This window comes from Winogradskyella marincola (genome assembly GCF_029624125.1).
GTDB lineage: Bacteria > Bacteroidota > Bacteroidia > Flavobacteriales > Flavobacteriaceae > Winogradskyella > Winogradskyella marincola.
Map to the genome: position 1 here is coordinate 243352 of NZ_JARSBN010000004.1, position 14883 is coordinate 258234.

General features: G+C 34.1%; 15 protein-coding genes. 5 read left to right on the forward strand and 10 right to left on the reverse strand.

Features of this window, described 5'->3' with window-relative positions; genetic code table 11:
* Genes P7122_RS08940 through P7122_RS08965 form a run of 6 tightly spaced genes read right to left on the reverse strand, consistent with a single transcriptional unit; the run spans position 1 to position 4344 of the window.
* Complete coding sequence (locus P7122_RS08940; protein ID WP_278005447.1) at positions 1-1557, reverse strand: DUF4301 family protein; 1557 nt, start codon at positions 1555-1557, stop codon at positions 1-3.
* Positions 1554-2123, reverse strand: coding sequence for an AAA family ATPase (locus P7122_RS08945; RefSeq protein WP_278005448.1), 570 nt, complete (start codon positions 2121-2123; stop codon positions 1554-1556). The genes P7122_RS08940 and P7122_RS08945 overlap by 4 nt, the downstream gene beginning before the upstream one ends.
* On the reverse strand, positions 2084-2716 hold the full coding sequence (gene pnuC, locus P7122_RS08950; RefSeq protein WP_278005449.1) for a nicotinamide riboside transporter PnuC: 633 nt from the start codon (positions 2714-2716) through the stop codon (positions 2084-2086). Before pnuC ends, P7122_RS08945 begins: the two co-directional genes overlap by 40 nt.
* Before the next feature lie 12 nt (positions 2717-2728).
* Positions 2729-2989 (reverse strand): hypothetical protein, encoded by a 261-nt coding sequence (locus P7122_RS08955; protein WP_278005450.1) that lies wholly within the window; start codon positions 2987-2989, stop codon positions 2729-2731.
* A 2-nt stretch (positions 2990-2991) separates the two neighbouring features.
* Positions 2992-3714 carry a phosphoglycerol geranylgeranyltransferase gene (locus P7122_RS08960; protein ID WP_278005451.1) on the reverse strand — a complete coding sequence of 241 codons (723 nt, stop codon included), beginning with the start codon at positions 3712-3714 and terminating at the stop codon, positions 2992-2994.
* 3 nt (positions 3715-3717) lie between these two features.
* Positions 3718-4344 (reverse strand): 4'-phosphopantetheinyl transferase family protein, encoded by a 627-nt coding sequence (locus P7122_RS08965; protein WP_278005452.1) that lies wholly within the window; start codon positions 4342-4344, stop codon positions 3718-3720.
* Between the two features lie 133 nt (positions 4345-4477).
* On the opposite strand from P7122_RS08965, the gene ahcY reads away from it, so the two are divergent.
* Positions 4478-5794: an adenosylhomocysteinase gene (gene ahcY, locus P7122_RS08970; RefSeq protein WP_278005453.1), complete on the forward strand. Its 1317-nt coding sequence runs from the start codon at positions 4478-4480 to the stop codon at positions 5792-5794.
* 122 nt (positions 5795-5916) lie between these two features.
* On the opposite strand, the gene P7122_RS08975 is transcribed toward ahcY, so the two are convergent.
* Positions 5917-6687, reverse strand: coding sequence for a hypothetical protein (locus P7122_RS08975; protein ID WP_278005454.1), 771 nt, complete (start codon positions 6685-6687; stop codon positions 5917-5919).
* A 221-nt stretch (positions 6688-6908) separates the two neighbouring features.
* On the reverse strand, positions 6909-9038 hold the full coding sequence (locus P7122_RS08980) for a S46 family peptidase (protein ID WP_278005455.1): 2130 nt from the start codon (positions 9036-9038) through the stop codon (positions 6909-6911).
* An 82-nt stretch (positions 9039-9120) separates the two neighbouring features.
* Between P7122_RS08980 and P7122_RS08985 the strand changes: the two genes are divergently transcribed.
* Genes P7122_RS08985 through P7122_RS08995 form a run of 3 tightly spaced genes read left to right on the forward strand, consistent with a single transcriptional unit; the run spans position 9121 to position 11584 of the window.
* Positions 9121-10263: a methionine aminotransferase gene (locus P7122_RS08985; RefSeq protein ID WP_278005626.1), complete on the forward strand. Its 1143-nt coding sequence runs from the start codon at positions 9121-9123 to the stop codon at positions 10261-10263.
* Positions 10264-10315: 52 nt separating this feature from the next.
* Positions 10316-10804, forward strand: coding sequence for a hypothetical protein (locus P7122_RS08990; protein ID WP_278005456.1), 489 nt, complete (start codon positions 10316-10318; stop codon positions 10802-10804).
* On the forward strand, positions 10805-11584 hold the full coding sequence (locus tag P7122_RS08995; protein ID WP_278005457.1) for an amidohydrolase: 780 nt from the start codon (positions 10805-10807) through the stop codon (positions 11582-11584).
* Here the strand turns inward: P7122_RS08995 and P7122_RS09000 are convergent.
* Together P7122_RS09000 and P7122_RS09005 are read right to left on the reverse strand one after the other, a co-directional pair.
* On the reverse strand, positions 11568-13184 hold the full coding sequence (locus P7122_RS09000) for an Ig-like domain-containing domain (protein WP_278005458.1): 1617 nt from the start codon (positions 13182-13184) through the stop codon (positions 11568-11570). The genes P7122_RS08995 and P7122_RS09000 overlap by 17 nt on opposite strands.
* A gap of 56 nt (positions 13185-13240) precedes the next feature.
* Positions 13241-13906: a ComF family protein gene (locus P7122_RS09005; RefSeq protein WP_347402812.1), complete on the reverse strand. Its 666-nt coding sequence runs from the start codon at positions 13904-13906 to the stop codon at positions 13241-13243.
* Between the two features lie 77 nt (positions 13907-13983).
* Here P7122_RS09005 and P7122_RS09010 point away from each other — a divergent pair, with 77 nt between their 5' ends.
* Entirely contained in the window at positions 13984-14871 is an 888-nt protein-coding gene (locus tag P7122_RS09010) for a DUF8428 domain-containing protein (protein ID WP_278005459.1), read from the forward strand.
* Positions 14872-14883: the final 12 nt, after the last annotated feature.

Sequence of the window (14883 nt, forward strand, 5' to 3'; positions counted from 1 at the left end):
TTAATCGATTTGATGTGGTGCTTTTAGTAAATCGTTTACTGTTTTTACTGGATTGAATGTAATGATTGGCACCTCAACAAAAATAGTGTTCCAATGTGCCATACTACCATTCCAAAGTCCAGGTAATTCTAATGCTTTAAGGTCTTTTCCCATTTTAGTTTTTGCTGTGATAAATGCAGCATTATGATCTACAAAATTTTCGAGATTAAATTTCTCTCCTTTGTAATTTTTAACTCCACACACCAAATCTACCGGATTAAAGTGTGTTGCATTCGTTAGGATGTCTTTTTGACTGTTGTTTTTTAAATTAATTTGAGCAGACTCTACAATTTGCAACGATAAATTGCCATAAATATCTCTTACCCAAAATGGTCCTCCACCTGGTTCTCCTTCATTTTTTACCATTCCGCAAATACGGATTGGTCTGTTGAGTTTCTCTTTTAAATATTCAATCTTATACTTGTCTAAATATTTTCTGTATTCACCAGAAATTTTAATACACATTTCGTTCGTTAAAAATGTTTCAATCATTTCAAACTCACTTTCAGAAATGTTTTCCTGATCTAAAACCCTAAGACACTCAAAAGATTTACTTTGCAATTTCAGCAAAATGCCAGCAAGCACTTTTTTGTATTTACCAACCTCATCTTTGTATTGTTTTACAACTACGTTATCTATATTCTTAATGAAAATAACATCTGCATTAAGATCATTTAAATTTTTGATTAAAGCACCATGACCAGATGGTCTAAAAAGCAATGTGCCATCGTCGTTTCTAAATGGTTTGTCTTTTGGCGTTACTGCAATAGTATCTGTAGACTGTTGTTGGTATGAAAACGAAATATTAAACGATACACCTGTGTTTTCCTCAACATATTCTTCTATTCGTCTAAACTCTTCTGTAAATTTATCCTTGTAGCGCTCCGAAATTGTAAAGTGAAGCTCTGCTTTTTTATCGTCTGAAGCATAGAGTGCTGCTTCGTACAAATGCTCTTCAAACGCAGTAGAAATATAGCCATTCTTATACTTGTGAAATGGAAGCAATCCTTTTGGAGAATTTCCAAAATTAAGTTCATCTTCGTTAAGCATTATTTGTACAAAATGGACAGCTTTATCTTGTGTAGATAAGGTTTTAAAATCAATTCCCTTTACTTGTAGTCGCTCTATTATTTGCTCATAAAACGGAAACTTCTCTAATCCAACCAAAAAGAAAGCTAAATCCTTTGAATCATTTTTATTGATAAAGGCATTTAAAGACTCTTGTTTTGGATTATACTCTTGCAAAAACTTAAACAGAAACTTAAACATTCTGGTAGCAGCACCAGAAGCAGGCACAAACTTTAAAAGTGACAGCCCTTTTTTATGACTTTCAAAATGCAATATGGCCTCATCTTTTTCTTCTTCTGAAAATGCTAAAATACCATTACCAATCGTAGCTGCATCTGCAATATTTGTAAAAGGTATACCTGTTTTAAACAATTCTATTTGAGATTCAATTTTATCAACTGTAAGCCCTTTAGAATCTATTTGTTTAATATCGCTTTCTGTAAAACTCATATTCTGTTTTTAAGTAGGTTATCAATATGCTCAACAGCTGTTTTTAGGCGCTCCTTTTTATTCCCTTTTAACAAAACGTACGGTCTGTTGTATTTGATTAAAGCGTTTTCAAAAGCTTTGAACATGCGTTCTCTCTCATTGGGTTTATCTCGCAAATCATCTGCTTCCCAAGGCGTGTCAATATAGGTTAAAAAATAGAGCTCGTAAGAATTTTTTAGAGCATGTGCTTCTAAAATCGGGTCACATGTACCAGAATAATACGCTTCGCTATACACCTTAGTTTCAAGTATATCTGTATCGCAAACAAGTACTGAATCTGTTTTTTGAGCCAAGTCATTTTCTAAATTCATTTGGCCAATGGCAATTGGCAATAAATCGTGAGGCTCACAGGTTTTTCTTTCGTTGTTCCATTTATTTTGAAGATACTCTCGCGCATATTCTGGCACCCAAACCGAATTGTAATGTCTGGCCAATTGCCTAGACAGTGTTGTTTTTCCAGTAGATTCTGGACCAAATAACACAACTTTTATGCAGTTGCTTGGTTGTTGTTTAAGTGCTTCTTCCATGCTAAGTATCCGAATATTGCAATAATTGTAAAGCCAAGATATTGAAAACTAGTGAAAGTGAACCCTTTATAAAAATATAAAGGCACAGAAATAATATCTCCGATAATCCAAAAGATCCAGTTTTCAATTTTTCGTCGTGCCATTAGCCACATACCAACAAAGAAAATGGCCGTTGTAATGGTATCTACATACGCTACCCAACCGTTCCATTTATCAAAAGTTTTATAGACTATAAAAACAAAAACCAAGGTTGCTAAAAAGATACCAAAGCTTAGTGATTTTTCTTTTGATGTAGTTCTCGAAATTGGTGTTACGTGTGTTTCGTCAACCTTTCGCGTCCAAACAAACCATCCGTAAACACTCATAGCAAAATAGTATGCATTAATCATCATATCACCTAGTAGCTCCCACTTTAGCAATAGGTATACAAATATGATAGTACTTATCATTCCGGTTGGAAAGACCAAAATGTTATTTTGCTTAGAAAACCAAACCGACAAAAACCCAAATACGACTGCAACGATTTCTAAAATGATATCCATTCTAGCATATTCAGCATATTGCGAAAAGAAAAAATCAAAAATTTGGCTCATAAATAAAGGGCTTTAGAAATGCGGCTCGTACTCACTTCTGTTTGTTTTTACCACTTTCATGGTGAGTACACTAATATCTGTATTTTCAAAAGACGTTTTAATGGCATCATTTAAAAATGGCATTAACTCATCAAATTCCCCAAAAATCTGTGTGCTTAATGGATTTTCTAAAACCGTAAATTTTGAAGCTCTCAAAGCCTTGATAAAATCTATAATATGAACTTCGTAATCGTTTTGTAAAGGAGATAAGGTTAAGTCTATTGATATTTGCATGATTATAATTTTAGTTGTTCAAAAAAAAGTTGATTCGTTTCAAAGGCTGTACCTATAACCACAAGATCTGCTCCTGCTTTATAGGCTGCTTCTAATTCGGTTTTAGATCTAATACCTCCGCCAACAATAAGCGGAATATTTAAGATATTTTTTACTGCTGAAATAATTTCTGGCTCTATAGGATGTGTTGCTCCACTTCCAGCTTCAAGATAGATTAGTTGCATCCCTAAAAGTGCTCCTGCTTTGGCTGTATCTACAATATGTTGCTTATTCGATCTGCTTAAAGGGCTGGTATTGCTTACGCGCTCTACAGCAGTTTGTTTTCCATTTTCAATAAGAATATAACCTGTTGGAAGCACTTCCAGTTGTGTTTTGGCTAATTTAGAAACCGATTCTACATGTTTACCAATGAGATAATCTGGATTTCGACCTGAAATTAAAGACAAAAACAGAATACCGTCAGCCTCATCTGTAATTTGTGTTACATCACCAGGAAACAGTATTACTGGTAGTGTTGTATATCGCTTAATGGCTTGTACTATAACTTCAGTAACTCCTTCATCTACTTCACTTCCACCAACAAAAATGTGAGTTGCTATAGATTGATTGATTTTTGTCACAATGCCTTCAATCGTGTCAAGTTCTGTTTTATCTGGATCGATTAAAACTGCAAGCAACCTTTCGCTTTCAACTATAGACTTTTTTATGTGAGAATAGATGGTCATAGATTAAGGAACGACGTATGCACAAGTAAAGCCTTCAAACTCTAAAAACGCAGTATTGTATCTGTATTTTCTACCCTTATAATCTATCCAAGCAATGGTTTCTCCATCATCGAACGTGAATGGAATTACTAAAAAATGCTCTTTAAACAGCATACCTGGAGTTGCAAAAAGCTTATACAACGATTCCTTAATTCCCCAAATTACAGTAAGTTTATTAATGTAATCGTCAGCAGATTTATCCAGATAATTAAACTCGTAGTCCACAAACTTGTGTGCAATAACTGCAATTTTATCGCGCTGCATTTCAATATCTATACCGACTTCTTTATCGCTAACAATAACTCCTGAAAACGTAAAACTGTGTGTTATAGAAATATGCTTGCCGTCTTTAAGATGTGGTTTTCCATTATCGTCATAAAACAAATCTTGATCTGTATAACCAAACTCATGAAGCAAATGCCTTACACTTAAAAAACCGCGCTGATGCAGTTCGCTTTTCATACCCAACACGCGTTCAAGACTTTGTGGTTTTAAATCTAGAGGTTGAAGTAAATCGGAATAAGACTCTTCAATCTTCCAGATTTTAACAGTAGTTTGTGAGTTTACACTAATGGATTTGTACAGTGGCATTTAATATTGTAAAACCTATTGATTATCTTTGCACTGCCTAAGGCAGATTTGGCATTTTTTGGTAAGCGAATTTAACCATTTCAATGTTAAACCCAAAGGCAAGAACCATTTTAAAAATTTGAGAAAAAAGAATATGAGTACAAAAACAATTCCTTTCGTACCAAACAAGGTAAAGGACATGTCGTTAGCGGCTTGGGGAAGAAAAGAGATTGAATTAGCCGAAGCAGAAATGCCAGGTTTAATGAGCTTACGTGAAGAGTATAAAAACGAGCAACCGTTAAAAGGTGCACGTATTGCAGGTTGTTTGCACATGACCATACAAACTGCTGTTTTAATTGAAACTTTACAAGCATTAGGTGCAGAAGTAACTTGGAGTTCTTGTAACATTTTCTCCACTCAAGATCAAGCTGCTGCTGCTATTGCTGCTGCAGGAACTGCTGTGTATGCTTGGAAAGACATGACGGAAGAAGAGTTTGACTGGTGTATCGAGCAAACTTTATTTTTTGGCGAAGATCGTAAACCATTAAACATGATTTTGGATGATGGTGGTGATTTAACTAATATGGTTTTAGATAAATACCCAGAATTAGCTTCTGGTATTAAAGGTTTATCTGAAGAAACTACAACTGGTGTACACCGTTTATACGAGCGTGTTAAAAACGGAACATTACCAATGCCTGCTATTAACGTAAACGACTCTGTAACAAAATCTAAATTTGATAACAAATACGGTTGTCGCGAAAGTGCTGTAGATGCTATACGTCGTGCAACAGACGTAATGTTAGCTGGTAAGCGCGTTGTAGTTTGTGGTTACGGAGATGTTGGTAAAGGTACTGCAGCGTCTTTTAAAGGTGCTGGAAGTATCGTAACAGTTACTGAGATTGACCCAATTTGTGCGTTACAAGCTGCAATGGACGGTTTTGAAGTTAAAAAATTAGAAACTGTAGTTGGTAATGCTGATATCGTAATTACTACAACTGGTAACAAAGACATTGTACGTGCAGAGCACTTTAAAGCAATGAAAGATAAAACCATAGTATGTAACATTGGTCATTTTGATAATGAAATACAAATGGCTTGGTTAAACGAAAACTACGGTAACACTAAAAACACGATTAAACCTCAAGTAGATAAATATACTATTGATGGTAATGATATTATCGTTTTAGCAGAAGGACGTTTAGTAAACTTAGGTTGTGCAACTGGTCATCCAAGTTTTGTAATGAGTAACTCTTTTACTAACCAAACGTTAGCGCAAATAGAGCTTTGGAATCATTCTGATAAGTACAACAACGACGTGTACATGTTACCGAAGCATTTAGACGAAAAAGTAGCGGCATTACACCTAGAAAAAATTGGTGTTGAGCTTACAGAACTTAAGCAAGATCAAGCTGAATATATTGGTGTAACGGTTGAAGGTCCTTTCAAACCTGAGCATTACAGATATTAAGACTTCCTGCGAAAGCAGGAATCTCAATTTCCAAAAACTAAATCCCAAACAGAAATGTTTGGGATTTTTTTTATTCATCACTTCGAGTGATTTTTGAGGTACGAGAAAATTTTATCGAGAAGTTAATATCCAGAAACTAATAATCTTCTTGCGCCTTTAATACCGCATTTTTGATATTTATGATAAGCTTGTGCAGCACGCTCTGCTATTTGAGAATCCGATTCATCCATAATCCAGCCATCTAATGCTGACTTTAACGTGTAAGCTTCAGGTGCCATTAAACCTGTTGTCCAAACTAATGGATTTGCTTTTGTTTTTTCTAAATAAGGTTTAAAATATTGTTTACTAATACAAGCTAAAATAATTGCATCTCGCTTTGTTGTATTTTGTTGAGTGAAATTTCCATCAACATTAAATTCCATTAAACCATCGTGACCAACATAAGCCAACAATCCTGATTTCCCACCAAAACTGAGTGTTTTATCACTATACGATATAGAGAATTCATTTCGTCCTGAAGTAGCTTCTAAAAAATCAATTGTAGTTTGTTTAATGTACATTCCATCATAAGCATCTGCCAATAAATAAGTATTCGATTTTTTATGTTTGAAAAGTAAACGTTCTAAAATTTTAGGATTATCAGATTTAATTGTTTTAACCAAAGTCCAATCCTTACTATTTTTAAAATGCGTTTTAACACCATATAAAGCGCCCCAATACAAATTATTTTTTGGATCTTGACCATTTCCTAATTTGCTTGGAACTGGCACAATCCCTTGGTTGTCGTTATCACATAGGGCAACAAACACGTGAATTGTCTTTACAGCATCTTCATCAGATTTTGAAAAAGCAAGACATACAATTACAGATAAAAGAAGTAGAAATTTTTTCATCTATTTAATTTTTTCAAGAACCTATGGTCTAATTATTTAATTATTTTGATGGTGAATGGTCTTTGTTTGCCAAATGCCCATTATGGGCTTTCATATTTGAATAACGTCTTTATATCTAAAAATATTTCACAAAAAAAACCTCACAATAGAAATACTGAAATAAGTTCAGTATAACTCTCGTGAGTTTCATCTATAAGCGTGAAATTAAAGAAAGTGTATCGCTACTTTTTTGCTTTCTTCTTTTTCTTGTTCTTTTTTCCTGATGCTTTCTTCGGATGCACCAAAGTCATTTCATCAATTAAGTGTTTTGCACCAGCATATTTATCAACTATGAAAAGTACATAGCGCAAATCTACCATTATGTTTCGGCAGATTTCTGGGTCATAGTTCATATCACTCATTGTCCCTTCCCAAACACGGTCAAAGTTTAAACCTACTAAATTCCCTTCAGCATCAATAGCAGGACTACCAGAGTTTCCACCAGTTGTGTGGTTTGTTCCTAAAAAGCACACTGGCACTTTTCCGTTTTTATCAGCATAAGGACCATAATCCTTTGTGTTGTATAAGTCTAAAAGTTTCTGTGGCACATCAAACTCATAATCGCCTGGCACATACTTTTCCACTACACCTTCTAAATAAGTTACAGGATTATAGTACACTGCATCTCTTGGCGAGTAGCCTCTAACCTGACCATAAGTAACACGCAACGTACTATTTGCATCTGGGAAATAACGCTCGTTTGGTAAGGCTTTCATTAAAGCCGTCATATACTCAGTTTGCAATGCAGAGATAACTTCATTTTTTTGTTGAAATTCTGCATCAATCGTATTAAAAAATTCATCAATAATAGGTTTCGCATAAGCATAAGCCGCATCATCATTTAAGTTTTTAATCACAGTTTCAGCATCGCCTTCTAATAATTTTAAAGCCGAATCTAAATCCGTAAATGCCGTTTTATCATAGATTGAAGCATCAACTGGTTTTCCATACAATGGCATTACATTTAAATACACACCTTTATCTACATTGGCATCAAAGTTTTTCAGAATACCTTCAAAACTGCCTTTTAAACTTGCTTTGGCACGTTCTAAACTTTCAGGATTTGCCAATAGCGCTTGTTCAACCTGATAGGCTCTAAAGGTCATTTGCATCAATTCACTCGTAACCAAAAAGACTTCAACAAAGTTTCTTCGTTTAATATTTATTGGACCAAATTCTTTATAAAGCTTATCAAACTCAGGTAAAATATGACCATACTTTGCTTCTAGTCCATTTTCCTTTAATGCTTTCTTGAAAGTTGTTTCAAATTCACGACGCTTAGCTACAGCATCACTTTTTTCGATACCTAAGTTTTCGCCAATCCACTTTTTCCAAGCATTTGCAATTCTAGCTTGTTTTGACGCATACTTAATACGCACCTCATCACTCGCTTTCATATTGGCATCAATCACTTTTAAAGCCGCTTCTCTAATTTCGATATTTGTTGGATTGTATTCCTTTGTAATATGCTCAATCGCTACAGCTGGCAAATACTCATTAGTACGACCAGGAAAGCCGAAAACCATTGTAAAATCGCCTTCTTCAACACCATCTAATGACACAGGCAAATAATGCTTTGGCTTGTAAGGCACATTGTCTTTGCTATATTTTGCTGGTCTATTATTCTTATCAGCATAAATTCTGAACATAGAAAAATCGCCTGTATGTCTCGGAAACACCCAGTTATCTGTATCGCTACCAAACTTACCAATGCTGCTTGGTGGCGCACCAACTAATCTGATGTCTTCAAAACGCTCAGTTACGAATAAGAAATACTGATTGCCTTCGTAAAATGACTTTGTTTTAACGTCTTGCCAATTTTCTTTTGACCAAGATGCCATTGCTGCATTACTGTTTCTAGTGATCAAGGATTGCTTTTCCTTTTCGGTCATTGTATCGTTTACACCATTTAAAACAGTATCTGTAACATCGTGAATGCTTACTATAAACTCAATAAACAAGCCTTCATTTGGTAGTTCTTCTTCGAGCGACATTGCCCAAAATCCGTTTTTTATATAATCGTTTTCTAAGGACGAATGCGACTGAATCTGGCTAAATCCACAGTGATGATTGGTAAGTACCAAACCTTTGTCTGAGATCACTTCACTGGTACAACCACCATTAAAATGACCAATAGCGTCCTTAAGACTAGAATTGTTAACATCGTAAATGTCTTTGGCAGTTAATTTACTACCAAGGTTTTGCATTTCGTCTTCATTCATTCCTTCTAAAAGAGAGGGAATCCACATACCGCCTTGTTGAGCAGACACCTGAAAAACAACGAAAAAACAGAGTAATTTTATTAATCGCATAGTATATATTTTATTGATTTTGTAAAGATAGAAAAACCACATTTTATATCTTTAAAACCTTTCTATTTAACGAGATATTATGATCGCACACCAATCTAAACTACCCAATGTAGGCACTACTATTTTTACGGTAATGAGTGCTTTGGCCAACGAATATAAAGCCTTAAACCTATCGCAAGGTTTCCCAAATTATCCTAGTCCACAAAGATTAAACGACTTGGTTGCCAATGCAATGAACAACGGCTACAACCAATATGCACCAATGGCTGGCAATTTAGATTTGCGCTTGGCCATTGCAAATAAATTTCAACAACTTTACAATACAAGTTATCATCCAGATACAGAAATCACAGTGACTGCTGGTGCAACTCAGGCTATTTTCACTATCATTTCGGCATTTGTAAAGCCGAATGACGAAGTCATCATTTTTAAACCTGCCTACGATTGCTACCAACCTGCCATTGAAGTTAATGGCGGAAAGACAATTCCTATTCAATTATCTGCGCCAGATTATAGTGTGAATTGGGACGAAGTGGCTTCAAAAATTTCGTCTAAAACCAAGATGATAATCATCAATACACCTCATAATCCTAGTGGTACCATTTGGTCTGAAGAGGATATGCTTCAGCTTGAAAAATTAACCAAAGACACCAACATCATCGTTTTAAGTGATGAAGTATATGAGCATATTGTTTTTGACGGCGAACAGCATCATAGTGCTTGCAAGTTTCCAGATTTAAAAGCACGAAGTTTTATTACAGCTTCCTTCGGAAAAACATTTCATAATACAGGTTGGAAAATTGGCTACTGCTGCGCACCTGAAGATTTAATGAACGAGTTTAGGAAAGTACACCAATTCAATGTGTTTTCTGTGAATCATCCTGCTCAAAAAGGCATTGCGGATTATATGGCTGATGCTGAAACTTATCTTGGTTTGAATAATTTTTTTCAACAAAAACGTGATTTATTCTTGAATTTAATTGCAGAATCTCGTTTTAAATTTATGCCTTCAAAAGGCACGTATTTCCAGGTGTTGGATTATTCTAAAATTACCGACGAACACGATGTGGATTTTGCAAAACGATTAACTAAAGAATTCAAAATAGCTTCAATTCCGCTTTCAGTATTTAATGAAAATAATAAAGATGACAAGGTGCTTCGATTTTGTTTTGCCAAGACTGACGAGACTTTAATAAAAGCTTCAGAAATTTTATGCAGAATTTAAGTTACTTTTTGTTATGTTTTGTGTCACAATAGTGAACTAAAAATTATTACAAATGAAAAATTACATTATACTTTTATTATTAGCGTTTTCTTTAACCGGTTTTGCACAAGAAGTAAAGAAAGGTGAAAAAACATATGAAGTAAAAAAGGAAAAAATATTTTTGAATGGTGAAGACGTTACCACAACCTTGAGTGTAGAAGAAAAAGAAGTCATTTTTAAAGAAGCTGCAGTTATTTCAGAAAAACTAAAAAAAGCTGAAAACGCAAAAAAAGCAGCAGAAAAACTAGAAAAAGAGAAGAAAAAAGCTGAAAAAGCTCAAAAAAAGGCTGAGAAAGCACAAAAGAAAGCTGAGAAGGCATTAAAGAAAAAAGAAAAACTTCAGAAGAATTATAAAAAGGCGCAAGACAATCTTAAAAAAGCCCAAAAGAAGTACGAAAAATTAAAAAAGAAAGGTAAATTGTCTCCTGAAGATGAAGGTAAGTGGTTAGAAAAAATAGAAAAGCTTACTAAAAAAGTAGACAAAGCCAAAGGAAAATTATAAATGACAAACGACACACTAAACGTTGCATTATTACAAACCACTTTAGCTTGGGAAAACCCAAAAGCTAACAGAACACATATAGAAGATAAGGTCAGCTCCATTACAGCTGACCTTATTGTTTTACCAGAAATGTTTAGCTCTGGTTTTACCATGAATGCATCTGAGGTAGCAGAAACCATGAATGGTGAGACTATTACCTGGCTAAAAGCATTATCTAAAACTAAAAATGCAGCGATTGTTGGTAGCTTGGTTATTAAAGAAAATGAGAATTACTATAATCGCTTAATCTTTGTAGAACCAAACGGAACATTAACAACCTACGATAAACGTCATACCTTTACTTTGGCTAACGAACATAAGGTGTACACTGCTGGTACAAAAAAAATCATCATCGATTATAAAGGGTTTAAGATTTGCCCTTTAGTCTGCTACGATTTACGCTTCCCTGTTTGGGCAAGAAACTCTGAAGATTATGATGTACTCATCTATGTGGCTAACTGGCCAAAAGTGCGCATTGCAGCTTGGGATGCCCTTCTTAAAGCGCGCGCTATAGAGAACATGAGTTACTGTATTGGTGTAAATCGTGTTGGCTTAGATGATAATAATTACGAATATTCTGGGCACTCGGCAGCTTATGATGTTTTAGGAAACCGTATGGACAGCATACCAGAAAGCATAGAAACTACGGAAGTTATAACACTAGAAAAATCTCATATTACCAAATACCGAGAAAGACTTGGCTTCCTAAAAGACAGAGATACTTTTAGTCTAGAAGTGTAAATTCAATTATAAAATCGAAGTTTGCCCTGACTTCGTCAATCTCAGAAGAAGGCATGTAGCTAACGCGTTCTGGTTGTATACCTAACAAATAGTTACCTGTATCATATTTACCATTCTCATTTGCATCGTAAATAACCCTTAAATCATATCGCTTTGGCACTAAATCAGTAAAGTCAACAACCGGAGCATCTGTCGTGTAACGCTCATACTCTACTTCTCCTTTATTATTTACTAACTGAACAATCAAAGGGAATTTTGCATTTCTAAGATTTACTCTAATCTTCCCATATTCAGATTTCATTTTAGAATTAATAGCATCAACTATTGTATCCTTATTAATATTACCGTAGAAATCTGTAAATGTACCTGGTAACATTTTAATAGAATACTTCTGTCCTTCCTCTTTTTTGAAAGGCACTCTAAATTGATTTAAAATAGAATCGTATTCTGTTTCAAAACTTACTGCAATAGAATCTTTATCTATTAAGCTTATTTTAGAAACATCTATTTTTTCTATAGGTGTGGTTGCCTCTAGAGTAAAATGTTTACCATAATTTAAACTTCTTGGAGAAACTATCTTGGTACTTAATGTATCTGCATCAAGACTTCTAAAACGGTGCTTAAAAGTATCTATGTATTTCTCATTAGTTACTACAAAGAATGTTGTGTCTATTTCAAACTTTGGCTTGTACCAATAGTAAAGTGTATCCGTTACTTTATCTTTTGTAATTCTGGTTGAATACCCTTCTGGTGTGTCTCCCAAAACTTTTATACGCATGTTTTCATAACTTCCTTCGTATGGAAAGATAATTTTGGTTTCGCCTGCTTGTTTTGGCTTTACAGCTTTAAAATTCACATTTTCTTTAAAAAGTGTAAGCTTATGATCGTCTTCTGTTGGCACAGTAATAAATTCTTCGTAAAACGCGATTTTATCATTCTTTTGATCAAATGTGTAATTACTGTTTTTATCCTTTAAGGCAATCAGTTTATAAGTTCCTGCTTTTATATTATCTATGCTAAAAGTGGTAACACTATCAAGTGTATTGGTAATATATCTAGGCTTTTCTTTGTAAACTATAGAATCTGAATAGGTGGAATCTACTTCATACAGCATTACCGATATAAAAGTTTCTGGCTCTTTTAATAAGGCATCTTCTACATAACCTTTTACAGAAAGTGAATCTATTGTATCTCCTGTAGAAAATACGTAACGATAATAAGGGTATGGATTCTCTTCATTATTATCTACAATGCTTTCACCAAAATTAAAAGCATAGGTTGTATTAGGCTGTAATGTGTCTTTTATTTTTATAGTAATGTATTCGCTTGCTCCACCTGCAGGATATATAATAGGATCTGAATCCATAGGTGGCGAAATAATAAGTTGCTTTCTTAAATCCTTAATCTTAACGTATTCATTAAAAGTGATTCGTATTTCATCCCCTTTAAAATTTGTTGAAAAATTAGGTGGATTTTCTCTAAGAATTTCGGGCGGATCCACATCCTTTTCTCCACCAGAAGGTGAACCACGATTGGCACAACTAACAATAATTAAACCAATGAATAAAATGCCTAAAATTCGTGTGAGATTTGAACTCATTTTTTGAGAATAATTTTGCACAAAGAAACAATTTTTAAACTATAGAAACGAAAAAATTAATTGGCAATTGCCATAGTAGCAAGACTTAACTTAATATTATCAATTTTTAACAATTCTGTAGCACATGCCTCAACCGTTGCTCCTGTGGTAATAATATCATCTACCAACAAGATGTGTTTTCCCTTCAGCGTTGAATAATCACTTATTGCAAAAACAGCACCTTCGTCGCTCCATCTTGTTAGCCTACCTTCAAACACTTTGGTTTTTGTTGATTTTGTCTTAATAAGTACTGAGTCGTTATAATCTACACTAAGAGCTTCTGCTATTGCTTTTCCAAATTGCTCTACCTGATTATAACCACGTTGCCGTAACTTAACTTTATAAAGAGGAACAGGCACTACAACATCAACCTGTTTATAAGCTTCAATCGTTTTTAGTTCTGCACCTAGCCATTTACCTAAAAACCCACTTATATCTTTATGTCCTCTATATTTTAAATTATGAAGCAATTGCTGAACTACACCTTTCTTTGAGAAATACAGAAGTGCTGTGGCTTGTTCTAATTTTACACGTCCATACACCACCTTTTTAACCGTTTCAGAATTTTCTAAATGAAAATTTGTAACAGGCAAATCATGTCTGCATTTAGTACAAATAACTAACTCATTATCTGCTAAAACATTATTGCATGCCTCGCAAACCATAGGAAAGAACAAATTCAACAAATTTTTCACCACTTAATCGAATAAAATAAAAATGAACTTCAATATACTCTAATTTCGTTTCATCTAAGAAATTAATGATGATAGTTAACCCTCAATTATTTAACTACAGATTAATTATAAGTTCTTTATTAGTTGTTTTAACTGTTTTAGGAGTCTATAGTTTTACTAACTATAAATCCATGAAATCCTACGAAGAATTCCTAAAACAAGAAAAGGTTTTGATAGAAAAGGAATTATCAGAAATCATTGTAAGTTATGACGAACTAAGCCAAAATTATGATCTTATGTCTTCGCAGCTCCAAGAAGCAAAACTAGAAACTAAAATTGCTTTAGATTCTTTAAGATTATTAAAAAGTGACTTATCTATAATCACAAAGTTTAAAGACCAGCTTTCAGTTTTAAAAACTAAAAGCAAAGTATTACTTGCTACCTTAGACTCTCTAAACTCTGCCAATCTAAAATTGCAGAAAGAGAAGCGCTATGCAATGAATACAATTAAAAACAACAACCTCACCATCAATGCTCTAGAGGAAACCAACGACTCTCTTAACGAGACCATTGACAATGCTGCTATTTTAAGAGCCAACAACGTTAGTGTAGAAGCTTTTAAAATTAACAACTCTAAAAAGAAATCCTCGCTTAGAGCTAAACGCGTTAATGCTATGGATGTTTGCATCTCATTGACTGAAAACCCTTTAACCGAAAAAGGAGACAAAGAGATATACATTCAGATTGTAAGTCCTAACAACAATATAATAGCTGGTAAAGGCGAAGTTTTTTTTGCAGACAACTCTTTAATTTATAGCAAAAAAGAAATTGTAAACTTTGACAACAAAAATCTAAACATCTGTACTACAGTAGCCACTTATAAAGAAGACAGACCTCTTGTAAAAGGCACGTACTTTGTTAATGTTTTTCACGAAAACAGAAAACTAGGAAGTACAAGTATAGAATTAAAATAAATCAATCTCATT